Source organism: Pseudomonas rustica (assembly GCF_049959085.1).
GTDB lineage: Bacteria > Pseudomonadota > Gammaproteobacteria > Pseudomonadales > Pseudomonadaceae > Aquipseudomonas > Aquipseudomonas rustica.
Map to the genome: position 1 here is coordinate 415,107 of NZ_CP188200.1, position 25,378 is coordinate 440,484.

A 25,378-nucleotide genomic window follows, 5' to 3' on the forward strand; every position below is an offset into this window, starting at 1 on the left:
CCGTGTAATGTCTGCGAGCTGGAGTCGGCAATGCGTAAAGATAAGAAACAAGTGATTGGTGACGAGATCGGCGATGAGCAGATCAAGCTGTTCCTCGATTTTGAACCGGTCGACGCCACTTCGCCGTCGCTGCACAAACTGATCAAGGCCTACCGTGGCTTGCGTATCGACGACTTCGAACGCTTCCTGGGTTTCTTCGTTGAGGCCGGTTATGACGTTGATGGCAAGGACGAGCAGGGCAAGACCTTTGTTGAGCTGATCGCCGATCAGCGTAATGCCCCGGACTACATCGAACTGATCGAAAAGTCCCGCGGTTAAGGTCAAAAGATCGCAGCCTGCGGCAGCTCCTACATGGGATTTATGGTGACTGTGTAGGAGCTGCCGAAGGCTGCGATCTTTTGCTTTTCAAGGCCATAAAAAAACGCCCCGATCGGGGCGTTTTTTATGCCGCAAGATCAAGCGTAGCTTGGTGTCTCGCTGCTTTCTTCAACCAGTTCCAGCGCGATGTTGTTCTGCGTGTTGATCTTGCGATACAGCGCAGCATCGGTTTCCAGCACCTTTTCACGGGCCGGGAAGATCTCGGCCAGTTTCGCCGCCCACTCACCCTTGGCCTGATTCGGGAAGCACTTCTCGATCAGTTCGAGCATGATCGAAACGGTCACCGAAGCGCCTGGCGAAGCGCCGAGCAGCGCGGCCAGCGAACCGTCCTTGGCCGACACCAGTTCGGTACCGAATTGCAGGATGCCGCCCTTTTTCGGGTCTTTCTTGATGATCTGCACCCGTTGGCCAGCCACTTCCAGACGCCAGTCTTCGGCTTTCGCTTCCGGGTAGAAACGGCGCAGGGAATCCAGACGCTGTTCCATCGATTGCATCACTTCGCTGACCAGGTACTTGGTCAGATCCATGTTGTTTTTCGCCACGGCCAGCATCGGCCCGATGTTACCGGCGCGAACCGACAGCGGCAGGTCCATGAAGGAGCCGTGCTTGAGGAACTTGGTGGTGAAACCGGCGTATGGCCCGAACAGCAGGGATTTCTTGCCGTCGACCACGCGGGTGTCCAGGTGCGGCACCGACATCGGTGGCGAACCCACAGCGGCCTGGCTGTAAACCTTGGCCTGATGCTGTTTGACCACTTCCGGATTATCGCAACGCAGCCACTGGCCGCTGATCGGGAAGCCGCCGAAGCCTTTGCTTTCTTCGATGCCCGAAGCCTGCAGCAACGGCAACGCCGCGCCACCTGCACCGAGGAAGACGAATTTGGCATCGACTTCACGGGTGTTGCCGTTGTTGACGTCTTTGATGCTCACGGTCCAGCCGCTGCCGTTACGCTTGAGACCAGTCACGCGCTTGCAGTATTTGACCTGAGTGTCGGGAGCGCTGGTCAGGTGCTTGAGCAACTGATTGGTCAGCGCGCCGAAGTTGACGTCGGTGCCGTTCATCACGCGGGTGGCAGCGAGGACTTCGTCCGGCGAGCGGCCCGGCATCATCAGCGGCATCCACTCGGCCATTTTGGCCTTGTCTTCGGTGTATTCCATGTCGGCGAAGGCGTGGTGCTTGTGCAGCACGTCAAAGCGTTCTTTGAGGAACGACACGCCGGAATCACCCTGCACGAAGCTCAGGTGCGGTACCGGGCTGATGAACGATTTGCACGAGCCGAAGGTGCCTTTCTTGGTCAGGTACGACCAGAACTGCTTCGACACCTCGAACTGGGTGTTGATGTGCACGGCTTTCTTGATGTCGACGGTGCCATCGGCGGCCTGCGGCGTGTAATTCAGCTCGCAAAGACCAGCGTGACCGGTACCGGCGTTGTTCCACGGGTTGGAACTCTCCGCAGCACCGGAATCCATCAGCTCGACGACTTCCAGCTTGATCGCGGGGTCGAGCTCTTTGAGCAGTACGGCGAGGGTGGCACTCATGATGCCGGCCCCAACCAGTACTACGTCGACTGCTTCGTTATGCGCCATTTAACGCGTCTCCAAAATCTGCAGCACCAAATTGTCGGCATGGCTGCCAGGCGTTCCGGGACAGATCAATTGTGTCCAGGCTATCCGTGGTCAGGTTCGCCATGTCCGAATCTTCGCAATTTTTCGCAACTTCGACGGATGCATGCGGCCTGGCTTCAAAAGCTCCATGAACTCATTTCAGCACGCAGCTGGCAATTCGACTTATGGTCGAGACATCCGTTTTTGTGCAACCAAATCCGTAGCGGACAGGCTTCAGGCTCCGATATTCGAGGTATACCCGGTCCTGTGTCGTTGGGCTGTTCCAGACGCTAATGGTGCATGTTCAGACGCAAAACTATTCATTTGCTCGCCACACTCTTGTGAAGTTGTGAAAACCCGTTTTTTTCACGCTCTTTTGAAGACGTGAACCTCAAAAAAGGGCTGTCTTGGCTTGGCACCTTGCCCGAGGGCAAAAACAACGCGGCGGCCGAGCGTCATGACAGCTCTGCAGATTCGCGAAAAGCGGGGTTTTTGCCGGAAGAACAGGCAAGCGCGCCAACTTCACTCGATCTGTGTGGGCGGCTCTCTGTGGGCGATTTTGATGTCGATGCGATGCGCATTGACGCTGTTGCGGGGCCCGATCAGGAGACGTCCTTATAATCGGGGGGAGATTGTATCGAAGAAATGCGGGGAGTTGGTCGTGTTTAATGACTTTTATTAGGCATCCGGTCAGATGCTCAACATCGCCTGAGCGCGTGCACGAGGCTGCGGCGCTATGACGCGGGCGCTGGCGGGCAATGGGTGGTGCAACCAGTTGAGACGAATTTCTTCGATTTCCACCCAACCGTCACCCATCGGTTGCAGGCTGCACTGCTTGAATGCCTGACAATGGCCGTTGCGGTCGAGCAGGGCAAAGCTGCGGTGCAACGGGCGTGGCGCAAACAACGAGATCAAATAACGCATGGCCGATTACCTTGCTGGAGGACTTGTTTGAAGGTTGCCAGCAGGGCGTGACGTCAACATGTACGGCAGATGACAGCGGCGTGACAGGAACCGGCCTGCCACGGCTGTGTCAGACATTTCAGTATTCACCGTGTGACGCTGGTGACCCGCAGTGGCCCACCGCTATACTGCCGGCCTGTTTGTGCCTGATTCTGGAGAGAAGAGCATGTTGCAACGCCTGTTGTTCGGTTTGATCACTGTGGCCGGTTTGACCCTGGCCGGCTGCGCCCACAGCCCGCAACAACTGAATCCGGAGCCGAAGCTGACCACGCAGTTGCCTGCGGTCGGCCGTGGCCAGCCCGTTGTCGTGCGTGTGGTAGACGGTCGTCCGTCGCCAACCCTCGGCACCCGTGGCGGTCTGTACCCGGAAACCAGCGCTATCACCGTGCAGCGCGAGCAGATCCTGCCGAAGCTGCAAGCTCAGGCTGAAGCCGCCGTGCGTCTGCTCGGTTTCACCCCGACCAACAATGCACCGAACGCGCCGCAGCTGACCGTGACCCTGGCCGAGCTGAAATACCAGTCGCCGAAAGAAGGCATGTACGTGACGGAAGCGACCATCGGCGCGACCTTCCGCTCCGATGTGCAGAACGCCAACCGCCGTTACAGCGGCCGTTACGGCGCGTCGCTGGATCAGCGTTTCGGCATGGCGCCGAACCAGGAAACCAACACCAAACTGGTCAGCGACGTGTTGAGCGATGCGCTGACGCGTCTGTTCAAGGATCCGACCGTGGGTCAGGTGCTCGCTGAGTAAGCTTTCAGCGGATGTGAAAAAGCCCGGGGCCAGTGATGACCCCGGGCTTTTTCATACAGATCGATTCCCTGTAGGAGCTGCCGAAGGCTGCGATCTTTTGATGTTGGTTTTAAGATCACAAGATCGCAGGCTTCGGCAGCTCCTACACGGGGAGTTTTATTCAGGCAGCCTGCGAGTAGAAGTCGAGCACGCTAACCCCCGTCAACAAATCCGTCTCCGGCAAATCCGCATGCTGATGCCCGCCCAGCGCGCAATACACCAGCCAGTGGCGATCCTGAACATTGAAGGCAAGACTGCCGACGAGGCTTTGCTGTTCGTCGGTCGGGGTGATGAGGTAGAGGCGATCCTGGTTTTCGGCGTGCAACATGACGCGTTCCCTGTCGGTTTCGAGGCGCGCATCTTGGGTTATCCAGATGACGATGCCGTGACACAGGACAGCCATCGGTCGATTGTTACGTTATTTGTCGTAAAGGCTGGGGCAGGGGGCCAAGGTTTGGTTAGAATCCGCGCCGCGGTCGTCGGTCTGGCGCCTGCCACACCGGTTTAGATAGAGGTCTGTGATGTCGCTGCACTTGATGACGCTGTTTACCGCCCATCCCGCCAAATTGATCAACCTGCTGGCGCTGCTGTTGGCGTTCCCGGGCAGTTGGCTGCTGCACGCAACGCGCCGCCGCGAACAACGCGCAATGGCCAGCATCGCCGCCCAGCGCAACGCGCAGCCGAATGCCGAGCCCATTCTTGATTGGGCGACCTTGCGCATGAACCGGTTTTTCTATCGATTTGGTTTTGCTTGCCTGGGGCTGGCACTGATCGTCTCGTGGATCAGCACGCGTTACTAAAAGCAAAAGATCGCAGCCTTCGGCAACTCCTACATGAATCCACTGTAGGAGCTGCCGAAGGCTGCGATCTTTTGATCTTGCTCTGAAAATTTAAAGCGGCAACCCGGCCTTAACGCGGTATTGGTTACGCACCGGCGTCGCATATTGCAGCACCAGATACGGACGATGTTCTGCAGGGCAAGCATCCAGCCGGCTCTGCCATTCTTCCTGCGCCTTGGCCAGTTCATCCGCCGCAAACACCTCGGCAGCCTTCGGCACATTCAACTGCGGATCCGCATCAGCCCACTGCGCGTACGCCAGGTAATGCACCGGGAATAACCGGTAGCCGCCGAGAATCTGCTTGTCCATCTCGACCGCCAATTGCTTGGTGTCTTCGAACAGCTCGGTGATCGGCGCAGCAAAGTTCACGTGCACGCGGCCCTTGTAGCCGGTGATGCCCTTGGCAATGCTCACGTCATCCTCGCCCGGCGCTTTCGCGTAGGTGCCGGTGGTGGCGCGGATGTACAGCTCGCGGGCCTTGGCCTGGTCGCACGGGTCGTATTCGTAGCTGATCGAAACCGGAGTGACATTCAGCGAGCGAATGACTTCGCCGAACGGCTCGTCCTTGCGGCTCATGTGGAACATCTTGAGGATCGCCGACTCTGTGCGATCATCGCCATCCTTCGCCCGACCTTCAGCCTGCGCGATCCAGATCGACGCGCAATCATTGCGGATCGAGTGGTTGATGTACGCCGACAACAGCTGATACGCAGCCATTTTCTCGCGACGGCCGGTGATCGAACGGTGAACGATGAAACTCTTGTTCAGGCGCATCAGATCGCTGACAAACGGCTTTTGCAGCAGGTTGTCACCGATGGCGATGCGCGGCGTCGGCAGGCCAGCGTGGTACACGGCGTAGTTGACGAAGGCTGGATCCATGACGATGTCACGGTGGTTGGCGATGAACAGATAGGCGCTGCCGGACTTGAATTGCTCGACACCGGTGTAGGTCACGCCGTCGGTGGCGCGCTCGATGGTGTGGTCGACGTAGGACTCGACCTTGTCCTGCAACGTCGCCACCGAGGTCACGTCGGCGAACTCACGACGCAGCCGATGGGCTATAAGTGGTTTGAGCATCCAGCCGAAAGCACCGGCAAAACGCGGGAAGCGGAAGTGGGTGAGGATATCTAGAAACGCCTTGTCGCCGAGCAGTCTTGCCAGTACCACAGGTACTTCGCTGTCGTCGTAAGGTCGGATGGCATCGAATTCGCCCATCATGCTCTCTTGTTAGAAACGGCTAGGGTAAGTAAAGGTTTTGATCGAAAACCAACGGGGCACGGTCTGAAAAGTCAGCCAGACAAAAATAGCCCTGCAAATAGACCGGCGATTATACGCACAAGTCACTTGGGAGACCGCGATGCTGGAGAGCGCACTGTACGAATGTCCGTATTGTGGTGAGCAAGTTGAAACGACGGTGGATCTGTCCGGCGGTGATCAGACCTACATTGAGGACTGTCAGGTGTGTTGCCGGCCGATCACGTTCGTCTTGCAGGTACACGGAGAGGATTGGTTTCTGGAAGTCTTCAGCGAAAACGAGTGAGGCGCGCCCATGCAGCGGATCTACGAGCCGGAAAACCTGATGGAAGGCGAAATGCTCAAGGGCATGCTCGCCAGCGAGGGCATTGAGGCGCACCTGGTTGGCCGCGATTTGCTCGGCGGCACCGGTGAGTTGCCGATCTTCGGCTTGCTCGGGCTGTCGGTCGACAACGACCAGGCCGAATACGCCCGCGAGCTGATCACCGCGTACAATGCCGCGCTGCCGCTGCCCGGCGACGAACCGGAGAGCTTCCCCGGGACGCTGGTCTGTTAGGCTGACGATCGTTTTATTTAGAGTCTTGTTGCCCCATGTGTGGACGTTATGCCCTGTTTCGCTGGAACCGCGATTTTGCGGCCCTGCCAGGTTTTCCCGCCGATCAGCAGGCGCAGTGGAACATTTCCCCCAACGATTCGGTGTTGATGCTGCGTGCCGGTGACGCCGGCGAACGCACGCTGGCCCGCGCCCGCTGGGGGCTGACGCCGCCGTGGCTGACCGACCTGTCGAAAACACCCGCGCATGCTCGCGCGGAAACCGTGGCCGAACAGCCGATGTTCCGTGAGGCGCTGCGTCAACGTCGCTGTCTGTTGCCGGCGAATGGTTTTTACGAATGGCGCGGGACTCAGCGCAAACGCCCGTACTGGCTGACGCCGGGGGAGGGCGCGTCGCTGTTTTTCGCGGCAATCTGGGAAGCGTATCCGGTGCAGGAACAGGTCTGGTTGAGTACGGCGGTGATTACGCAGTCGGCGTCGAGTCAGCGCCGACCGTTGATTCTGGATGAGGCGGGGCAGGCGGCGTGGCTGGATCCCGAGACGCCGTTGCATGTGTTGCAGGCGTTGCTGGCGAGTGAGCCGGCGGTGTTGCGGGAGCGGGTGTTGGCGAATCTGATCAATGATCCGAAGCTCAATGGGCCGGAGTGTTTGACGCCGGGTTGAGTTGTCTGGTCTATCAAGAGCCCCTCACCCTAACCCTCTCCCAGAGGGAGAGGGGACTGATCGAGGTGTCTTGCTTCATACATCGACCTGAGAAATCGAGTCGATTATGGATTCAAAGCAGATCGTTCAGGTCGGCGAACTTCTTGAATATCCCCCAATCAGTCCCCTCTCCCTCCGGGAGAGGGCTAGGGTGAGGGGCTTTTGAACTGTGGGACATGTCTGAAAGTCACTGCAACACGTCCGTTGTATCTGGCGTCGATACAATTACCCGCCTAGGATACCCGGCAGGTTTTCAGGGAGCTTTTGAATGAACAAGACATTGGTTGTAAGTGCACTGAGCGCAGCGTTGTTGCTGGCCGGTTGTCAGTCGGTCAACACCACCAGCGGCGGCGCTGTGGGTGTGGAGCGCAAGCAGTACATGTTCAGCATGCTGTCCTCGCAAGAGGTCGACCAGATGTATGCCCAGTCGTATCAGAAGACCGTCGGCGAAGCGTCCACCAAAGGTGTGCTGGACAAGACCAGCAGCGACGCCAAACGCGTTCAGGCGATCGCCGACCGTTTGATCGCTCAGGCGCCGAACTTCCGCCCCGATGCGGCGCAATGGAAATGGGAAGTCAATCTGATCAAGAGTGACGAGCTCAACGCCAACTGTGGCCCCGGCGGCAAGATCATTTTCTACACCGGGCTGATCGACAGCCTGAAACTCACCGACGATGAAATCGCTGCTGTCATGGGCCATGAGATTGCCCACGCCTTGCGCGAGCATGGCCGTGAAGCGATGTCCAAGGCGTACGGGATTGAAATGGCCAAGCAGGGCGCGGGTGCGTTGCTCGGTCTGGGGCAGGACAGCCTGGCGCTGGCCGACACCGTGGCCAATTACGGCATGACGCTGCCGAACAGCCGCGCCAACGAAAACGAAGCCGACCTGATTGGTCTGGAACTGGCCGCCCGCGCCGGCTACAACCCGAATGCCGCGATCACCCTGTGGGACAAGATGAGCAAGGCCTCGGAAGGTTCACCACCGGAGTTCATGAGCACTCACCCGGCATCGGCTAGCCGGATTGCTTCGTTGCAGGCAGCGATTCCAAAAGTCATGCCGCTATACGAACAAGCCCCGAAATCCTGAGTCGGTGATCGTTCCCACGCTCTGCGTGGGAATGCCTCAAGGGACGCTCCGCGTTCCAATGGGACGCAGAGCGTCCCCGGCTGCATTCCCACGCAGAGCGTGGGAACGATCCTTCTCTCAGGGTTAAACCCAACCACTGCTCTGCATCGCTTTGTACACCGCGACAATTGCCAGAATCATGAACGCCGACGCCGCGAGGCGACGGATCAGGGTCAGTGGCAATTTGTCGGCGGCAAAGTTACCGGCCAATACCACCGGCACGTTGGCAATCAGCATGCCCGCCGTCGTCCCGATAATCACCAGCCACAAGTCAGGGTATTGCGCGGCCAGCATCACCGTCGCGACCTGAGTCTTGTCACCCATTTCAGCCAGGAAGAACGCAATCAGCGTGGTCAGGAACGGCCCGAACTTGCGTGCCGTGCTGCTTTCATCGTCGTCCATTTTGTCTGGCACCAACGTCCACAGCGCCGTGGCCGTGAAGCTCGCGGCGAGGATCCAGTGCAGCGTCGCATTCGAGAAGAAACTGCCGAACCAGGCGCCTACCGCACCGGCTGCTGCGTGGTTGGCCAAGGTCGCGGCGACAATACCGGCAATGATCGGCCAGGGTTTGCGGAAGCGAGCGGCGAGAATCAGCGCGAGCAGTTGCGTCTTGTCGCCGATTTCGGCCAAGGCAACGATTGCGGTGGGAACGAGTAACGAGTCCAGCATCAGGATTTTCCTAAGGGGCGGGTCGACACGGCTATGACACGTACAGCCTTCCCGCCCCGGGTAAGGTGTGCGTGTCATAGGTCTTGTCAAACCCTGCGATCCGTCTGATGCGGACGCTTGGGTCGCATACGCCATGATCTGAGGATCAAGTATGTTGACGTATGCCGGACGAGCATGGCGCTCGTGGGAGACTACTCCCCTAGGACGGAGCGGATTCTGCCTAGGCAAATCCGATTGAGCAAGCCTCTTTTTTGAAAGAAGTTCTAGCCGCGCTTGGCCCGGTAAATCCGGAAGCCATTGCCTTCGGCCTTGATCGCGCACACGCCCAGATGCTCTTCGATCAGCGGCTGATACTTGAGGAAGCTGTTGGCGACCAAGCGCAGTTCGCCACCGTTTTTCAGATGTTTGGCCGCTTTTCGCAGCAAGTTTTCGGTAGCGAAATAATCGGTGTGCACGCCGACATGGAACGGCGGATTGCTCAAAATTGCGCTCAAACCCATCGGTGCCGCATCGATGCCATCGCCTGTCAGCACCTCGGCCTCCAGACCGTTAGCGGCCAATGTCAGACGACTGCTGGCAGCGGCAAACGCGTCGACATCAAGCAGCGTCACCTGATTATGCGGATAGCGACGCTTCACCGCCGCGCCCAACACACCCGCGCCACAACCGAAGTCGAGCAGATGGCCACTCGGCAATTTGTCCAGATGTTCCAGCAGCAGGGCGCTGCCGCGATCAAGACGACCGTGGCTGAACACGCCCGGCAGGCTGATCACTTTCAACGGGCCTTCGGCCAGCGGCAATTCATAAGTCTGCGCGAGGCTTTCCAGCGATTTCGTTTCGGGCGCGTTGGCCACGGTGACTTGCCAGAGCTGGCAGTGACGCGCGCTGTCGAGTTTGCGCGGCTTGCCGAACGGATTGAGCTGTTTCGACGCGCCTTCGATGCCGCTGCGTTTTTCCCCGACCAGAAACACTTCTCGACCGGCCAGACGCGAGGCCACGGCGTTGAGAATGTAATCGGTCAGATCCTTGGACTTGGGCAAGAACACCACAGCGCTATCAAACTCACGCTCCGGAACATTCACGCCGAAATGGCTGCGACCTTCGAAGCGAGCGTCCAGCGCCGCTTGATCGCCGGCATGCCAGCACCAGCCGAACGCGTTGGGCAAGCGCCCGAGCAGATCGTCGGCGGGCAAACCGGCCAACAACAACGAACCTTGAAACAACTCGGGCTGACGAAGCAGTACTTCACTGCGCGGATCCATAACTGCTCCTCAAAAAAAAGTGCCGCAGTTTATCAACTGACGACCCGCAGCGCCTTACCGCTGAAGAACGCCTGAGCATTTTCGGTCAATTGACCGACGATGCGCTGGCGCGCTTCAACACTGCCCCAAGCGTTATGCGGCGTGACGATCAGACGTGGAATGTCGGCGGCCAGCAGCGGATTGCCTTGAGTCGGCGGCTCGACGCTCAACACATCCGTCGCCGCGCCGCCAAGGTGGCCATTACGCAGCGCATCGGCCAACGCCTGTTCATCGATCAAACCGCCACGCGCGGTGTTGACCACGAAGGCGCCGGGTTTCATCGACGCCAGTTCGCGGGCACCGATGAAGTGGCGGGTGTGCTCGTTGAGCGGGCAGTGCAGGGTGAGGGCGTCGATTTGCGGCAGCAGTTCGTCCAGCGGCAGGCGATCCGGGCGGGCAGGGCGCCCGGGGATCTGTCCGAGCAAAACGCGCATGCCGAAGGCTTCGGCCAGTCGCGCCACCGCGCCACCGAGTTCGCCGTGACCGAGCAAACCCAGGGTTTTGCCTTCCAGTTCAACAATCGGATAGTCGAGCAGGCAGAACTGTTTCGCCTGCTGCCAGCGACCTTCGCCGACGGCTTTCTGATAATCGGCCAGACGCGTGGCGAGGTTGAGCAGCAGCATGATCGTGTGTTGCGCCACCGACGGCGTGCCGTAACCCTGACAGTTGCACACGGTGATGCCGTGAGCGCGGGCGGCGGCGAGGTCGACGTTGTTGGTGCCGGTGGCGGTGATCAGGATCAGCTTCAAATCAGGGTTGGCAGCCATCGCGGCGGCGTCGATCAGGATCTTGTTGGAAATGGCCACGGTGGCGCCTTGCAGACGTTCGCTGACTTGCTCGGGCAGGGTCTGGGCGAACAGTTGCAGATCGCTGAAACACTCGCGCAACGGACTGAGGTCGAGGTCGCCAAGATCGAGCGACGGGTGATCAAGGAATACGGCGCGGCGCGTGTTCGTCATCAACTGTACCTTTTAGGCTTTGAGCGTTGGGCGTAATCTGCCGAGCCTACCAGATGAAACAATTGGTTACTCGATGCCTGAGATGCTCACAAAACCTGTAGGAGCCGAGCTTGCTCGCGAAGACGTGGTGTCAGACAAATGGAAGTCGCCTGACACTCCCTCTTCGCGAGCAAGCTCGGCTCCTACAGGGACATGCGTCGCCCAGCGAGTCTAATTTTATCCGACCTGATTCAGAGGAGCCCCCATGTACTGGACCGAGTTCTTGACCGTTGCACTGATCCACCTGCTGGCCGTCGCCAGCCCCGGCCCGGACTTTGCCGTGGTGGTGCGCGAAAGCGTGACCCACGGGCGTCGCGCCGGCACCTGGACGGCACTCGGTGTCGGTACGGCGATTTTCCTCCACGTCGGTTATTCGTTGCTCGGCATCGGCCTGATCGTGTCGCAATCGATCGTGCTGTTCAACGCGTTGAAATGGGCGGCGGCGGCTTATCTGCTGTACATCGGCTTCAAGGCCTTGCGCGCGCAACCAGCGAAAACCGTCACCGACGATCTGCACAAAGAAGCCGGCGTACGCACGGCTCGCGGCGCGTTCACTTCGGGCTTCGTGACCAATGGCCTCAACCCGAAAGCCACGCTGTTCTTCCTGTCGCTGTTCACCGTGGTGATCAACCCGCACACGCCGCTGTCGGTGCAGGCCGGTTACGGGATTTATCTGGCGGTCGCGACGGCCGTGTGGTTTTGCCTGGTGGCGATGCTGTTCAGCCAACAACGTGTACGCGCCGGTTTTGCCCGCATGGGCCACTGGTTTGACCGCACCATGGGCGCGGTGCTGATTGCTCTCGGCGTGAAAATCGCCTTCACCGAGATGCATTGATTCCAGAACCGCAATTCAAACCTGTGGGAGCGAGCCTGCTCGCGAAGGCGTCGGATCAGTCGACATCACAGGTGACTGGAAGATTGCTTTCGCGAGCAAGCTCGCTCCCACAGTGGTGGGAACCTACACAAGCTCGCTGAGTTTGCTCAGGTTGTTGAGGTAATCACGGGGATTTTCCCCAAGCAAACGGCGAAACATCGCGCTGAACGCCCGCGCGCTGCCGTAACCCAAGTCCCGCGCCACACGCTGCACGCTGTCCCCGGCGAGCAGACGTGGCAGGGCTTCCATCAGGCGCAGTTGCTGGCGCCAGGCGTTGAAACTCATCTGCAACTGTTGCTGAAACAGCCGTGCCAACGTCCGTGAGCTGGCGCCGACCTGCTGCGCCCAGTCTTCAAGGGTATTGGCATGATCGGGGGTGTGCAGCAGTGCCAGACAGATGTTTTGCAGACGCCGGTCGCTGGGCATAGGAATGTGCAGCGGCAGGTTTTCCAGACTGGCGAGTTCTTCCAGCATCAACTGCTGAATCAGCGGGTTGTCGGCGTGCGGCGGCCCTTGCACGGCACGCAGAATCAGCTCGCGCAGCAACGGTGTCACCGCCAATACGCAGCACTGTTGCAGGCTGGCGGGCGACAATTCTGGCGCGATGAACAGCGAGCGCATCTGCACGTCACCGCTCATGAAAATCTCGTGCGCTATCTCGGGTGGAATCCACACCGCGCGACTCGGCGGAATCACCCACGCACCCGATTCCGTGACCACGCGCATGATCCCGCTGACCGCGTACAACAACTGCGCCTCGCGATGCAGGTGGAGCGGCTGGTGGGCGCCGTCCAGATAATCCCGGGGGTAGGCACTCACCGGGCCGTGTTCGAAATGGCTGATCAACATGTCTGATTCGATGACTTGCTTGGCAGGAATGCGCTTTACCGCCAACCTAGCATAGACGGCACACAACAACGTAAAGCGTGCCGCCATGAATCAATCCCGTAATGTCATTCGCTACATCAACGCCGCCCATGTGATCGATCACATGTTCATGCTGATTTTTCCCGCCGCCGTGCTCGGTATGACCCAGGCTTTCGGCCTCGATTACGCCACGCTGATCGGCCTGTCGTTGGGAGGATTCATCGCCTTCGGCGCCTGTTCGCTGCCCGCCGGCTGGCTCGGCGATCACTGGAGTCGGCGGCAGATGATGCTAGTGTTTTTCTTCGGTATCGGCGCTTCGGCGATCTTCACCGGGCTGAGCAACAGCCCGAGCATGCTGGTGATTGGCCTGACTCTGATCGGTATTTTCGCGGCGATTTATCACCCGGTCGGCACAGCAATGCTGGTGGCCTACGCACAAAATCGTGGCCGCGAAATTGGCATCAACGGCATGTGGGGCAATCTGGGCGTGGCGTTTTCGGCGCTGATCACCGGCTTGCTGGTGGCGCAGTTCGGCTGGCGCTCGGCGTTTCTGATACCGGGCGCAGTGGCGATTGTGCTGGGTTTTGGCTTCGCCTTGCAGGTGCGTGAGGAACCGATTCCGAAGCGCCCGCACACGCCACTCAAAGGCGCCGCCGGTCAGCGCATCTCGATGGTGATGGTTTTCGGCGTGCTGGCGTTGGCCACGGCCACCGGCGGCGTGGTGTTCAACGCCACCACCATGACCTATCCGAAGCTGTTTCAGGAACGTTTGCATGAGCTGTTCGCCTCGCCGCAAACCCTCGGCATGGTGGTCAGTCTGGCCTATGCCTTCGGTGCGATTGCGCAATTGAGCATTGGTCGTGTGTTGCATCGGCTCAGCCTGAAATGGCCGTTTGTTGTCCTGACGTTGTGCCAGGCACCGCTGTTGTTTGCGTTGGCCTATGCCGACGGCTGGGCGGTCATCGCCCTCGGTGCAGCGTTCATGTTTGTGGTGTTTGGTCAGGTAACAGTCAATGATGCGATGGTCGCCAACTTCGTCGCCCCGCAGTGGCAATCACGGGTATTCGCCCTGCGTTACTGCTTATCGTTCGGCGCCAGTGCGACGGCGATTCCGCTGATTTCCTATGTTGAACCGCGCCATGGTTTTGTAGGCCTGTACTTGATTCTCGCGGGTTTCGGCGCGTTGACCTTCCTTGCAGCAGTCGTATTCCCACGGACACCTTCCGAGGAGGCTGTAGGGCAAACGGCCTGACTTGGGACGAAAGTCGGCAAATGCTGGCGCAAAGCTAGCATTTGTACGGCTCTGCAAATCATTCCTTTGGCTGATTTGGCTGGCGTATAAGGGTTCTAGAGTACAAATCTCTATGCCAACACCGTGCAGCCAGAAAAGGGATTCATATGTTGCAGACTCGCGTCATTCCCCCGGCCGATGGGGCCTACCAGTATCCATTGCTGATCAAACGGCTGCTGATGTCCGGCGCCCGTTACGAGAAAACCCGCGAGATCATCTACCGTGACCAGATTCGCTACAGCTACCCGACCCTGATCGAGCGTGTTGCGCGGCTGGCCAACGTGCTGACGGCGGCCGGTGTGAAGGCCGGTGACACCGTCGCGGTGATGGATTGGGACAGTCATCGTTACCTGGAATGCATGTTTGCAATTCCGATGATCGGCGCGGTGATCCACACGATCAACGTGCGCCTGTCGCCGGAACAGATTCTCTACACCATGAACCACGCCGAAGACCGTTTTGTGCTGGTGAACAGCGAGTTCGTCGGCCTCTATCAAGCGATCGCGCCGCACCTGACCACGGTCGAGAAGACCTTGCTGCTGACTGATCTGCCGGAAAAAACCGCCGACTTGCCGAATCTGGTCGGCGAGTACGAGCAACTGCTGGCGGCTGCGAGCCCGCAGTACGATTTCCAGGATTTCGACGAAAATTCCGTCGCGACCACGTTCTACACCACCGGCACCACCGGCAACCCGAAAGGCGTGTACTTCACCCATCGGCAATTGGTGCTGCACACCATGGGCGTGTCGACGATCATGGGCTCCATCGACAGCGTGCGCCTGCTCGGCACCAACGATGTGTACATGCCGATCACGCCGATGTTCCACGTCCACGCCTGGGGCCTGCCTTATGTGGCGACCATGCTGGGGCTGAAACAGGTTTATCCGGGGCGCTACGATCCCGAGTATCTCGTTGAGTTGTGGCGCAAGGAGAAGGTCACGTTCTCCCACTGTGTGCCGACCATTCTGCAAATGCTGCTCAACGCCAAAGGCGCGCAGGGCACCGATTTTGGCGGCTGGAAGATCGTCATCGGCGGCAGTGCGCTCAATCGCTCGCTGTACGAAACCGCCAAGGCGCGCGGCATTCAACTGACGGCCGCCTACGGCATGTCGGAAACCGGTCCGCTGGTTTCCTGCGCACACCTCAATGATGAATTGATGGCCGGCAGCGAAGACGAGCGCACCACTTACCGGATCAAGGCCGGTGTGCCGGGGCCACTGGTGGAAGCGGCGATCGTCGATGCCGAGGGCAATTTCCTCCCGGCGGACGGCGAGACCCAGGGCGAACTGGTGCTGCGTGCGCCATGGCTCACCGAAGGTTATTTCAACGAGCCACAAAAGGGCGCAGAGCTCTGGGCCGGCGGCTGGCTGCACACCGGCGACGTCGCCACGCTCGACAGCATGGGCGTGATCGACATCCGCGACCGCATCAAGGACGTGATCAAGACCGGTGGCGAATGGATTTCCTCGCTGGATCTCGAAGATTTGATCAGCCGTCACGTCGCGGTACGCGAAGTAGCAGTGGTCGGCATCGCTGATCCGCAGTGGGGCGAGCGCCCGTTTGCACTGCTGGTGATCCGCGAAGGGCACGTGATCGGGGCCCGTGAGCTCAAGGAACACCTCAAGCCGTTCGTGGAATTGGGCCACCTGAGCAAGTGGGCGATCCCGAGTCAGATCGCCCTTGTTACCGAAATTCCCAAGACCAGCGTCGGCAAGCTCGACAAGAAGCGCATCCGCCTCGACATCACCGAATGGCAGGCCAACAACAGCACCTTCCTCTCGACACTTTGAGTGTCTTCTGGCGCGCCGAAAACGGCGCGCCAGCCCCACCAAGCAAGCGCTTGGCTTGTGAAATCAAAAAAATCAGCCATCCTTGCCGTGCCGACGCGTGTCGGACTGGCGAAAGGACTGTTCCAGAGTGGTTGCTCACTGCAAATCACACTTTAGAGGGATCAAGCAGTACCCCCTGCTGGATATAGTCCGTTCAAGGATTTTTAAGAACGGAGCACACGCACAGATTGGGGCGAGCAACTTTGGAGTGATTTCGGGCAGCCTTGGCGCCCGGCCCTCCACAGCGTTTTTAAAAGTACTCACTGCCATAACAATAATGCACATGGAGTAGCGTCGATGACCTCAGTAAACCAGTTCTGGCGCCGGGCAAAACTGCCTCTGGCGGTCAGTCTTGCCTCTTCGCTCGCCGGGCCCGCATTCGGCGTCAGTTTCAACGTCGGTGAAATCGAGGGTCAGTTCGACTCGTCCTTGTCGCTCGGTGCCAGTTGGTCTACTCAGAGCCCGAACAAGAACCTCATCGGCGTCAACAACGGCGGCCACGGCCTGTCGCAGACTTCCGATGACGGTCACGCCAACTTCAAAAGCGGCGAAACCTTCTCGAAAATCTTCAAGGGCATCCATGACCTTGAACTGAAGTACGGCGACACCGGCGTGTTCGTCCGTGGCAAATACTGGTACGACTTCGAACTCAAAGACGAAAGCCGTGAGTTCAAGGACATCAGCGACAACAACCGCAAGGAAGGCGCGAAGTCCTCCGGCGGGCAGATCCTCGACGCCTTCGTCTACCACAACTACTCGATCGCCGATCAGCCGGGCTCCGTGCGTCTGGGCAAGCAGGTGGTGAGCTGGGGTGAAAGTACCTTCATCGGCGGCGGCATCAACTCGATCAACCCGATCGACGTGTCCGCATTCCGTCGTCCGGGTGCCGAGATCAAGGAAGGCCTGATTCCGGTCAACATGTTCTACGTTTCGCAGAGCCTGACCGAAAACCTCTCGGCCGAAGCGTTCTATCAGCTGGAATGGGATCAGACCGTTGTCGACAACTGCGGCACGTTCTTCTCGCAACCCGACATCATTGCCGATGGCTGCGACAACAACCTGCGCGTACTGAACAAGCGTTCGCAGATTCCGGCGGTTGCGCTGGGGCCTTTGGCGGCCAACGGCGTCAACGTCGACGAAGAGGGCGTGCTGGTGCGCCGTGGCGGCGACCGTGATGCCCGTGACAGCGGCCAGTGGGGCGCGTCCTTCAAGTACATGTACGACCCGATCGATACCGAGTTCGGCGCCTACTTCATGAACTACCACAGCCGTGCGCCGATCTTCAGTGCCACCGGTGCGCCACAATCGGTATACAACACCGCACGTGCGCTGCCAGGCCCGTTCGCGGCACTTGCGCCGCTGTTGGTCGCGGGTAACTCGGAGTATTTCGTTGAGTATCCGGAAGACATCCGTCTTTATGGTCTGAGCTTCTCCACCACCTTGCCTACCGGTACCGCGTGGAGCGGTGAGATCAGCTACCGTCCGAATGCGCCGGTACAACTGAACTCCACCGACATCCTGTTCGCCGGTGTACGTCCGCTGGGCGGCGCACTGACCAACGCTTCGCTGCTCAACGGCGTTCCGGGTCAGGATCTGCATGGCTATCGCCGCAAGGAAGTGACGCAGTTCCAGACCACCCTGACGCACTTCTTCGATCAGGTCATGGGCGCCAGCCGTCTGACCGTCGTGGGTGAAGTCGGCGTGACCCACGTTGGCGGTCTGGAAAGCACTTCTGATGTTCGTTATGGCCGTGATCCGGTCTACGGCCCGGGTGAGCTGCCAGCGACTGGCGGCATCGACACCTGCGCCAACATCCTCAACGCCAGCACCATCAACGGTGCCGGCCCGGGTTCGCCGCAGAACAACCGCAGCCGCAACTGCACCAACGAAGGCTTCACCACTGCGACGTCGTGGGGCTATCGCGGCCGTGCCATCTGGGAATACAACGACGTATTCGCCGGTGTGAACCTCAAGCCGAACGTGGCTTGGCAGCACGACGTCAGCGGCTACTCGCCAGGCCCTGGCGGTAACTTCGAGGAAGGTCGCAAAGCGGTCAGCCTCGGTGTCGACGCTGAATACCAGAACACCTACACCGCCAGCCTGGCTTACACCAACTTCTTTGACGGCAAGTACACCACTGTGGACGACCGCGACTTCGTTGCGCTCAGCTTCGGCGTGAACTTCTAAGCACTGCATTTTCAGGACGAACGAATTTATGAAAATAACAAAGAGTCTGTTCCACGCGGGTGTTCTGGGTCTGTCGTTGCTGGCGACCGGTGTGATGGCGGCCGTCCCGGCTGCCGAAGCCGACAAACTGGGCAAAAGCCTGACGCCGATGGGCGCGGAAATGGCCGGTAACGCTGACGGTTCGATCCCGGCGTGGAAGCCGTTGCCGAAAAATGCCGGCAGCGTCGATGCACGCGGATTCCTGTCCAACCCTTATGCCAGTGAGCAACCGCTGTTCACCATCACCGCCAAGGACGTCGACAAGTACAAGGACAAACTGGCGCCGGGGCAGTACGCGATGTTCAAGCGCTACCCGGACACCTTCAAGATGCCGGTGTACCCGTCCCACCGTGGCGCGACTGTGCCGGATGACGTGTTCGCCGCCATCAAGAAAAACGCCACCAACACCAATCTGGTGTCCGGCGGCAACGGTCTGGAAAACTTCGAAACCGCGGTACCGTTCCCGATTCCGAAAAGCGGTGTGGAAGTCATCTGGAACCACATCACCCGCTATCGCGGCGGCAGCGTGACCCGTCTGGTAACCCAGGCCACGCCGCAACCGAACGGCTCGTACAGCCTGGTGTACTTCCAGGATCAGTTCGTGTTCCGCGACAAGATGAAGGACTACGACCCGAAAAACCCGGGCAACATCCTGTTCTACTTCAAGCAGAAAGTGACCGCGCCTGCGCGTCTGGCCGGTGGTGTGCTGTTGGTGCACGAAACCCTCGACCAGGTTAAAGAGCCACGTTCGGCGTGGGTCTACAACGCCGGTCAACGTCGTGTGCGCCGTGCCCCACAAGTGTCCTATGACGGCCCGGGTACTGCGGCAGATGGCCTGCGTACCTCCGACAACCTCGACATGTTCAACGGTGCGCCGGATCGTTACGACTGGAAACTCGAAGGCAAGAAAGAGATGTACATCGCCTCCGACAGCTACAAGCTCGACGATCCGAAGCTGAAGTACTCCGACATCATCAAGGCCGGTCACATCAACCAGGATCTGGCGCGTTACGAGTTGCGTCGCGTCTGGCACGTGGTGGCGACTCTGAAGGAAGGTCAGCGCCACATCTACGCCAAACGTGACTTCTACATCGACGAAGACACCTGGCAAGCAGCAGTCATCGACCATTACGACGGTCGTGGTCAACTGTGGCGCGTAGCCGAGGCGCATGCCGAGGACTACTACGACAAGCAAGTGCCGTGGTACGCCCTGGAAACCCTCTACGACCTGCAGTCCGGCCGTTACCTGGCACTGGGCATGAAGAACGAAGAGAAGCAGGCGTATGACTTCGGCTTCACCGCTACTACCAGCGATTTCACTCCGGCCGCTCTGCGTCAGGATGGCGTTCGCTAAACCGCAGTAAACCCGAGGCCGCATCCTCGTAAAAACGCCCCGACTGGTTCGGGGCGTTTTTTTTTGCGCGGCCTCCGCGCCTTCGAACCGCCGTAAAACCACTTTCGAACCGCCTTCGAACTGCCGTCAAACCGTTTTCGAACCGCCTTCGAACTGCCGTCAAACCGCTGACCGCTTTCGAACCGCCCTCAAACCGCCTTTGTAGGAGCTGCCGAAGGCTGCGATCTTTTGATCTTGCTTTGGTTTTTGATCTTCGCCCCCATCGGCAGGCCGAGCGAAGGTGTTCATCCGGGGCAGGCGCGCAGCGCCGTGCGGCGCAGCCGCATACATCGAGAGGAGGTGCAGCGAAGCAAACCGTAGGCGATGCCCCCGGATGGACACCGTAGCGAGGGAACACTGAGCCTAGGCGAAGTGCCGTACGCCGGGGGCAAAGCCTTTTGCTTACTTTTCGGCGTCTGGAAAAGTGAGTCGCTGTAAGAGCGAAACCGCCAGAAGCCCCAACCGCAGCAACGGATATGCCCCCAAAACCCAAACAACAAAATCAAAAGATCGCAGCCTTCGGCAGCTCCTACACAAACCCGTCGGCGACCGAAATGCAGGGGGGATGGCGCATTATGGAAAGACTTTTGTAGCCATTTGTAGCAGCAACCTTCATTACCGGTACGTTTAAGGCTAGTCTGCGGACATCTGCAACGCCGCCAATAGCCATTCAAACAAGAGCCGGCCATGACTGATCTGTCCCCACTTCCGGGTCCTGCAAGCGTTGCCGTCGCGGCACTGGACGGGCGTTTCTTCCGTCCACCGTTGCCCGACGGCTATGTTTTGCGACCACGCCTGTGCGAACGCCTGCAAGCCGGGCTCGGCGGGCGATTGTTGCTGGTCAGCGCACCGGCCGGGTTCGGCAAGAGTTCGCTGGCGGTGGAGTTCTGTCAGAGCCTGCCGGCGCACTGGCAAAGTCTGTGGCTGGGCCTGAGCCCGCGAGACAGCGACCCCGGGCGCTTTCTCGAACGTTTGCTCGAAGGCCTGCAGGACTACTTTCCCCAAGTGGGCAGCCGCGCATTGGGGCTGCTGAAAATGCGTCAGCGCCATCAGCCGTTTGCCTTTGAAGAATGGCTCGACGGCCTGCTTGACGAGTTGGCGCTGCACCTCGATACCGCGACGCCGCTGCTGCTGGTGCTCGACGATTACCATCTCGCCCAAGGCCCGGTGCTCGACCGTTGCCTGCAATTTTTCCTCAATCATTTGCCCGACGGCTTGCTGGTGATGGTCACCAGTCGCCAGCGGCCGGACTGGCATCTGGCGCGTTTGCGCCTGTCCCGTCAGTTGCTTGAACTGCATGAACAGGATCTGCGCCTGACCCACGACGAAGCCCTGACTTTGCTCGATCGCCACAGCAGCTCATTGCGCGGCGAAGCACTGGAGAGTCTGATTCAACGCAGCGAAGGCTGGGTTGCCGGGTTGCGTTTCTGGTTGCTCGCAGTGGCTGAAGCCGGCAACGATGCCGCGTTACCGCAAGCGCTGAACGGCGGGGAAGGGCTGATCCGCGATTATCTGCTCGAAGAAGTCATCGATTGCCTGCCGGCCGAAGTGCAGGCCTTTCTCTACGACACCGCGCCGCAAGAACGTTTTTGCAGCGAGCTGTGCGACGCCGTGCGCGAAGCCCATGACAGCGCCGAGATTCTGCGTTTTCTGCAGGCGCATCAGGTGTTTCTGGTGCCGCTGGACGAGCACGGTCACTGGTATCGCTATCACCATTTGTTCTCCGATCTGTTGCGCAGTCGGCCGATAGCACACGCCATGGTGCCGACCGCGACGCTGCATCTGCGCGCCTGTCGCTGGTTCAATGCTCAGGGCTTGCTCGATGAAGCGGTGGAGCAGGCGTTGCGCGCCGGCCACCTCGATGTCGCGGCGAATCTGGTACAGAACCTTTCCGAAGAACAACTGCTGGCCGAGCAAAACGTCGGCATGCTGCTGCGCTGGAAAATGGACTTGCCTGACAGTCTGCTGATCAGCACGCCACGGCTGATCGTGCTGTACAGCTGGGCGTTGGGACTGGCCTGTCAGCTCGATGCTGCCGAAGAACTTTCCAGTCATTTGAGCCGCTTCCTGCCGGCGCCCTCAGCCACCGCGCAAAAGTCGATGCTGGCGCAATGGCTGGCGCTGAGCGGGATCATCGCCCGTGGGCGCGGCCATCGTGAACTGACCCTGAAATATTGCAGCGAAGCGCTGGAGAGCCTGCCGGCCAAGCGTTATGGCCAGCGTCTGATGTGCCTGTCGACGCTGTCCAATCTGGCGATTGCCGACGGTGATCTGTGGCGCGCCCGTGGGCTCAACCGTGAATCGCTGGAGCTGGCGCAGCGTGTCGGCAATCCGTTGTTCGAAGCCTTGGCGCATTACGATCGCGCTCGCGTGTTGCAGGCGCGTGGCGAAATTCTGCGGGCACTGGATGAAGTGCATCAAGGGTTGGAGCGCTTGCGCGGTTTGTCACCGCAACGTCTGTACGCGGTGCGCGCACGGCTGACGTTATACGAAGGTTTTCTGTTAGCGATGCGCCTGCAGCCGCAGGTCGCCCGTACGCGGTTGTTGGCCGGCATCGGCGAGGCGCGCGCCTGTCGTGACATCAGCGTGTTGATCGGCCATTGCGTGATAGCGCGGCTGGACGGTGCCACCGGCGAATTCGCCAAAGCCTTCGCTGAACTCTCCGAAGCCGAACGGCTGATGCACATCTGGGACGTGCCGCCGATCTACTATCTGGCGATGATCACCCTGGTCAAATGCGAGCTGTGGCTGGCGCAGGGCCGCACCGATCTCGCCGAGGCCTGGCTGGCGCGACTGGGCCAGACTTACACCGGTGAACGCGCCGCTGCGCCACCGGAGTTTCATCCACAACTGCCCTTGCACGTTGAATTGCAGCAGGCATTGCTCGACATGATTCAGGGCCAGCCGATGCTCGCCGAAGGGCGCTTGAACGTGTTGCACGAGAACGGTCAGCAAACCGGGCGACAGTTGCTCAGTGTGATGGCGCTGACACAGAAAGTGGCGTTGCTGCTGGCCGGTGGACGCGAGCCGGAAGCGCGCAAGGCGTTGAGTCAGGCGCTGGATGCCGCGGCTGGTGGCGTGCTGCAGCCTTTCGATGCATTGATCAAAGGATACACCGACTGGCTGCGCGCCCAATTGGCGCCGATCGCGTCGACCCTTGTCGGTCAGCAATTACTCGGACACATGCCGCATGTTGCTGTCCGTGCCGTGGCCGAATGCTCAGCAGCAGAACAACTCAGCAGCCGCGAACTGGCCGTGCTGCGCCTGATCGCCCAAGGCTGTTCAAATCAGGAAATCAGCGAGCAGTTATTTATCTCGCTGCACACCGTGAAAACCCACGCCAGTCATATCAACAGCAAACTGGGGGTCGAGCGGCGCACGCAAGCGGTGGCGCGGGCGAAGGAGTTGGGGTTAAGGGTCTAGCGACGGTAACATCCGGCATCGGCCGTTTTCGAGCCATTGCTCAGGATTTCCCATGACCGTTCCAGCCCCAGCGCTCATCCGCGAAACCTTCCCCGTCGGCCCCTTGCAGTGCAACTGCACGATCATCGGCGATCCGATCACCAAGAAAGCCATCGTCGTCGATCCGGGCGGCAATCCCGATCTGATCATGGCGCGCCTTGATGCGCATGGCCTGAAAGTGGTCAGCATCATCCATACCCACGCGCATCTCGATCACTTCCTCGCGTCGGGGCAGATGAAAGAGAAAACCGGCGCGACTCTGCATTTGCACAAAGAAGATCAGTTCCTCTGGGACAACCTCGAGATGCAATGCCAGATGTTCGGCGTGCCGTACACGCCGGTACCGTCGCCAGATCGCTGGTTGAGCGACGACGAAGAACTCGCCTGCGGCTGCGGCGTGGCGCTGCACACACCGGGGCATACGCCCGGCTCCATGAGCTTTTGGTTTTCCGAGGCTAAGCTGTTGATTGCCGGCGACACGCTGTTTCGTCGTGGCGTAGGGCGCACGGATTTGTGGGGCGGCGATCAGGCGACCATCGTGCGGTCGATCAAGCAGCGGCTATACACGCTGGACGAGGACGCGACTGTCGTGACCGGGCATGGCCCGGACACGCGTCTGGGGGATGAGATGCGCGAAAACCCGTTTGTGCGGGCCTAAATATTTTGTCACGGGTCTGCTGCGGAATTTTTGTGCATTGTCATGATCCAACGCCCGCACGGGCGATTGCCAATGGCCGTTGCACCATAGAATGCAAAAGTAGGAGCTCTTCATGTTCACCACGCGTCGTTTGATTATTGTCGCTACTGCCGTGGCCTTGCTGTCCGGCTGCGCCTCGCCTAACCCGTATGACAATCAGGGCCAGGCCGACAGTGGCTCCCAAGGAATGAGCAAAACCGCCAAATACGGTGGCCTCGGTGCACTCGCCGGCGCACTGGCCGGTGCCGCCATCGGCCACGACAACCGTGGCAAAGGCGCGCTGATCGGCGCGGCCGTGGTCGGTGCTTCTGCCGCCGGTTACGGTTACTACGCTGACCAGCAAGAGAAGAAGCTGCGCGCGAGCATGGCCAACACTGGCGTTGAAGTGCAGCGTCAGGGCGATCAGATCAAACTGATCATGCCGGGCAACATCACGTTCGCCACCGATTCGGCGAACATCGCTTCCAGCTTCTATCAGCCACTGAACAACCTCGCGAGTTCGCTGAAGGAATTCAGCCAGAACCAGATCGAGATCGTCGGCTACACCGACAGCACCGGCAGCCGCCAGCACAACATGGATCTGTCGCAGCGTCGTGCGCAGAGCGTGGCGACCTACCTGACCTCGCAAGGTGTCAGCGGTGCCAACCTGTCGGCGCGCGGTGCCGGCCCGGATAATCCGATTGCCAGCAACGGTGACGTCAATGGCCGTGCGCAGAACCGTCGGGTTGAAGTCAACCTGAAGGCGATTCCGGGCCAACAGTACGGTGCGCCGCAGCAACAGCAGCCGGGCACGGTTCAGCAATATCCGTAAGCGATTGCCTGAATGAAGAAATGCCCGATCCGGTGATCGGGCATTTTTTTGCGCGCGGCCCTGTAGGAGCTGCGGCACGCTGCGATTTTTTGATCTTGAAACATGAACATCAAAAGATCGCAGCCTCGTTGCACTCGACAGCTCCTACAGGTTTTATGGTCGCTGCCACTTCCCCAGACACAAAAAAGCCCCCGAACACTTCACTGTCCGGGGGCTTTTGGTTTTCAGCGAAGACTGCTTACTTCTTCAAACCATAGTGCTCATCAAGCATGCCCGGCGCGTTCGGGGTTTTTGGTGCGTAGTCACGCGGCGGTTCTTGATTGTTGTGCGGTGGCGTCAGGCGTTCGCGTGGTGCCTGCGCCGCGTCGGCGTGCAGGGCGGCCATCAGGCGCTGGCGGGTTTGCTCGTCCAGGGCCAGACGGTTGGCGCCCTCGGCGAGGTGATCCTGCACTTCCTGATAGCTCTGGGTCAGTTTCTTGACCAGCATCGCGGTGCTGTTGAAGTGGGTGACCACCTCGTTTTGATAACTGTCGAAGCGCTCCTGGATATCATCCAGTTGACGCTGCGTACGGCTCGGCGCGGCGTTCGGCGCAACGCGCGCGATCAGGAATCCAATGGCGACACCCACAACCAGGGCAAGAGTCGGTAACAACCAAACTAAGAGCGAGTGTTCCACGAGTCCTTCCTCTATAAACGGCTTTGCTTTACGTTAACGGCTCGAACCTGCGCTGTATACCGCGATTCACTCGCAA

25 protein-coding genes and 1 riboswitch are annotated in these 25,378 nt (G+C 59.6%); of the genes, 16 read left to right on the plus strand and 9 right to left on the minus strand.

The window, feature by feature from the left end; translation table 11 throughout:
* Positions 1 to 30 precede the first annotated feature (30 nt).
* Positions 31 to 318, plus strand: a complete 288-nt coding sequence (locus tag ACP3TY_RS02030) for a PA4642 family protein (RefSeq protein ID WP_053123715.1) — start codon at positions 31 to 33, stop codon at positions 316 to 318.
* 137 nt (positions 319 to 455) lie between these two features.
* Here ACP3TY_RS02030 and mqo read toward each other — a convergent pair whose 3' ends face one another.
* On the minus strand, positions 456 to 1,964 hold the full coding sequence (gene mqo / locus ACP3TY_RS02035; RefSeq protein ID WP_053123713.1) for a malate dehydrogenase (quinone): 1,509 nt from the start codon (positions 1,962 to 1,964) through the stop codon (positions 456 to 458).
* A 402-nt stretch (positions 1,965 to 2,366) separates the two neighbouring features.
* Between mqo and ACP3TY_RS02040 the strand changes: the two genes are divergently transcribed.
* Positions 2,367 to 2,603, plus strand: coding sequence for a hypothetical protein (locus tag ACP3TY_RS02040; RefSeq protein ID WP_156316182.1), 237 nt, complete (start codon positions 2,367 to 2,369; stop codon positions 2,601 to 2,603).
* A 69-nt stretch (positions 2,604 to 2,672) separates the two neighbouring features.
* Here ACP3TY_RS02040 and ACP3TY_RS02045 read toward each other — a convergent pair whose 3' ends face one another.
* A complete protein-coding gene (locus tag ACP3TY_RS02045; protein WP_053123709.1) occupies positions 2,673 to 2,906 on the minus strand; it encodes a hypothetical protein in 234 nt (77 codons plus the stop codon).
* Positions 2,907 to 3,111: 205 nt separating this feature from the next.
* On the opposite strand from ACP3TY_RS02045, the gene ACP3TY_RS02050 reads away from it, so the two are divergent.
* Complete coding sequence (locus tag ACP3TY_RS02050; protein WP_008086137.1) at positions 3,112 to 3,696, plus strand: YajG family lipoprotein; 585 nt, start codon at positions 3,112 to 3,114, stop codon at positions 3,694 to 3,696.
* A 160-nt stretch (positions 3,697 to 3,856) separates the two neighbouring features.
* Here the strand turns inward: ACP3TY_RS02050 and ACP3TY_RS02055 are convergent, their stop codons facing one another.
* On the minus strand, positions 3,857 to 4,063 hold the full coding sequence (locus ACP3TY_RS02055; RefSeq protein ID WP_027612213.1) for a hypothetical protein: 207 nt from the start codon (positions 4,061 to 4,063) through the stop codon (positions 3,857 to 3,859).
* A 193-nt stretch (positions 4,064 to 4,256) separates the two neighbouring features.
* On the opposite strand from ACP3TY_RS02055, the gene ACP3TY_RS02060 reads away from it, so the two are divergent.
* Entirely contained in the window at positions 4,257 to 4,535 is a 279-nt protein-coding gene (locus tag ACP3TY_RS02060) for a hypothetical protein (RefSeq protein ID WP_053123707.1), read from the plus strand.
* A gap of 90 nt (positions 4,536 to 4,625) precedes the next feature.
* On the opposite strand, the gene ACP3TY_RS02065 is transcribed toward ACP3TY_RS02060, so the two are convergent.
* Positions 4,626 to 5,789 carry a 1-acyl-sn-glycerol-3-phosphate acyltransferase gene (locus ACP3TY_RS02065; RefSeq protein WP_172680153.1) on the minus strand — a complete coding sequence of 388 codons (1,164 nt, stop codon included), beginning with the start codon at positions 5,787 to 5,789 and terminating at the stop codon, positions 4,626 to 4,628.
* Positions 5,790 to 5,931: 142 nt separating this feature from the next.
* On the opposite strand from ACP3TY_RS02065, the gene ACP3TY_RS02070 reads away from it, so the two are divergent.
* The 4 genes from ACP3TY_RS02070 to ACP3TY_RS02085 all read left to right on the plus strand — a co-directional run bounded on the left by ACP3TY_RS02070 (position 5,932) and on the right by ACP3TY_RS02085 (position 8,169).
* Entirely contained in the window at positions 5,932 to 6,114 is a 183-nt protein-coding gene (locus tag ACP3TY_RS02070) for a CPXCG motif-containing cysteine-rich protein (RefSeq protein ID WP_053123703.1), read from the plus strand.
* A 9-nt stretch (positions 6,115 to 6,123) separates the two neighbouring features.
* Positions 6,124 to 6,384, plus strand: a complete 261-nt coding sequence (locus ACP3TY_RS02075) for a putative signal transducing protein (RefSeq protein ID WP_025109321.1) — start codon at positions 6,124 to 6,126, stop codon at positions 6,382 to 6,384.
* 35 nt (positions 6,385 to 6,419) lie between these two features.
* Complete coding sequence (locus ACP3TY_RS02080) at positions 6,420 to 7,043, plus strand: SOS response-associated peptidase (RefSeq protein ID WP_053123700.1); 624 nt, start codon at positions 6,420 to 6,422, stop codon at positions 7,041 to 7,043.
* 307 nt (positions 7,044 to 7,350) lie between these two features.
* Positions 7,351 to 8,169, plus strand: a complete 819-nt coding sequence (locus tag ACP3TY_RS02085) for a M48 family metallopeptidase (protein ID WP_053123698.1) — start codon at positions 7,351 to 7,353, stop codon at positions 8,167 to 8,169.
* A 123-nt stretch (positions 8,170 to 8,292) separates the two neighbouring features.
* Here ACP3TY_RS02085 and ACP3TY_RS02090 read toward each other — a convergent pair whose 3' ends face one another.
* The 3 genes from ACP3TY_RS02090 to ACP3TY_RS02100 all read right to left on the minus strand — a co-directional run bounded on the left by ACP3TY_RS02090 (position 8,293) and on the right by ACP3TY_RS02100 (position 11,137).
* The gene (locus ACP3TY_RS02090) at positions 8,293 to 8,877 is read right to left on the minus strand and encodes a TMEM165/GDT1 family protein (RefSeq protein WP_053123696.1); all 585 of its coding nucleotides are present in this window, start codon (positions 8,875 to 8,877) and stop codon (positions 8,293 to 8,295) included.
* Positions 8,878 to 8,965: 88 nt separating this feature from the next.
* A riboswitch (yybP-ykoY riboswitch) is annotated at positions 8,966 to 9,090 on the minus strand.
* Positions 9,091 to 9,140: 50 nt separating this feature from the next.
* Positions 9,141 to 10,139, minus strand: coding sequence for a class I SAM-dependent methyltransferase (locus ACP3TY_RS02095; RefSeq protein ID WP_212545528.1), 999 nt, complete (start codon positions 10,137 to 10,139; stop codon positions 9,141 to 9,143).
* A gap of 32 nt (positions 10,140 to 10,171) precedes the next feature.
* Entirely contained in the window at positions 10,172 to 11,137 is a 966-nt protein-coding gene (locus tag ACP3TY_RS02100; protein WP_282357648.1) for a 2-hydroxyacid dehydrogenase, read from the minus strand.
* Positions 11,138 to 11,381: 244 nt separating this feature from the next.
* On the opposite strand from ACP3TY_RS02100, the gene ACP3TY_RS02105 reads away from it, so the two are divergent.
* Entirely contained in the window at positions 11,382 to 12,011 is a 630-nt protein-coding gene (locus tag ACP3TY_RS02105) for a LysE family translocator (RefSeq protein ID WP_053123690.1), read from the plus strand.
* Between the two features lie 123 nt (positions 12,012 to 12,134).
* Here ACP3TY_RS02105 and ACP3TY_RS02110 read toward each other — a convergent pair whose 3' ends face one another.
* Complete coding sequence (locus ACP3TY_RS02110; protein ID WP_401244136.1) at positions 12,135 to 12,899, minus strand: AraC family transcriptional regulator; 765 nt, start codon at positions 12,897 to 12,899, stop codon at positions 12,135 to 12,137.
* An 85-nt stretch (positions 12,900 to 12,984) separates the two neighbouring features.
* On the opposite strand from ACP3TY_RS02110, the gene ACP3TY_RS02115 reads away from it, so the two are divergent.
* From ACP3TY_RS02115 to ACP3TY_RS02145, 7 genes are all read left to right on the plus strand, one after another.
* Positions 12,985 to 14,169, plus strand: coding sequence for an MFS transporter (locus ACP3TY_RS02115; protein ID WP_426619164.1), 1,185 nt, complete (start codon positions 12,985 to 12,987; stop codon positions 14,167 to 14,169).
* A gap of 146 nt (positions 14,170 to 14,315) precedes the next feature.
* Positions 14,316 to 15,998 (plus strand): fatty acid--CoA ligase, encoded by a 1,683-nt coding sequence (locus ACP3TY_RS02120; RefSeq protein ID WP_159814639.1) that lies wholly within the window; start codon positions 14,316 to 14,318, stop codon positions 15,996 to 15,998.
* 336 nt (positions 15,999 to 16,334) lie between these two features.
* Positions 16,335 to 18,224, plus strand: coding sequence for a DUF1302 domain-containing protein (locus ACP3TY_RS02125; protein WP_426619165.1), 1,890 nt, complete (start codon positions 16,335 to 16,337; stop codon positions 18,222 to 18,224).
* A gap of 28 nt (positions 18,225 to 18,252) precedes the next feature.
* A complete protein-coding gene (locus ACP3TY_RS02130) occupies positions 18,253 to 19,617 on the plus strand; it encodes a DUF1329 domain-containing protein (RefSeq protein WP_053123680.1) in 1,365 nt (454 codons plus the stop codon).
* Positions 19,618 to 20,343: 726 nt separating this feature from the next.
* Positions 20,344 to 23,079 carry a LuxR C-terminal-related transcriptional regulator gene (locus ACP3TY_RS02135; protein ID WP_426619166.1) on the plus strand — a complete coding sequence of 912 codons (2,736 nt, stop codon included), beginning with the start codon at positions 20,344 to 20,346 and terminating at the stop codon, positions 23,077 to 23,079.
* A 52-nt stretch (positions 23,080 to 23,131) separates the two neighbouring features.
* The gene (locus tag ACP3TY_RS02140) at positions 23,132 to 23,776 is read left to right on the plus strand and encodes an MBL fold metallo-hydrolase (RefSeq protein WP_053123676.1); all 645 of its coding nucleotides are present in this window, start codon (positions 23,132 to 23,134) and stop codon (positions 23,774 to 23,776) included.
* Positions 23,777 to 23,888: 112 nt separating this feature from the next.
* The gene (locus tag ACP3TY_RS02145) at positions 23,889 to 24,626 is read left to right on the plus strand and encodes an OmpA family protein (protein WP_212545532.1); all 738 of its coding nucleotides are present in this window, start codon (positions 23,889 to 23,891) and stop codon (positions 24,624 to 24,626) included.
* A gap of 238 nt (positions 24,627 to 24,864) precedes the next feature.
* Here ACP3TY_RS02145 and ACP3TY_RS02150 read toward each other — a convergent pair whose 3' ends face one another.
* Positions 24,865 to 25,302 carry a YhcB family protein gene (locus tag ACP3TY_RS02150; RefSeq protein WP_053123671.1) on the minus strand — a complete coding sequence of 146 codons (438 nt, stop codon included), beginning with the start codon at positions 25,300 to 25,302 and terminating at the stop codon, positions 24,865 to 24,867.
* Positions 25,303 to 25,378: the final 76 nt, after the last annotated feature.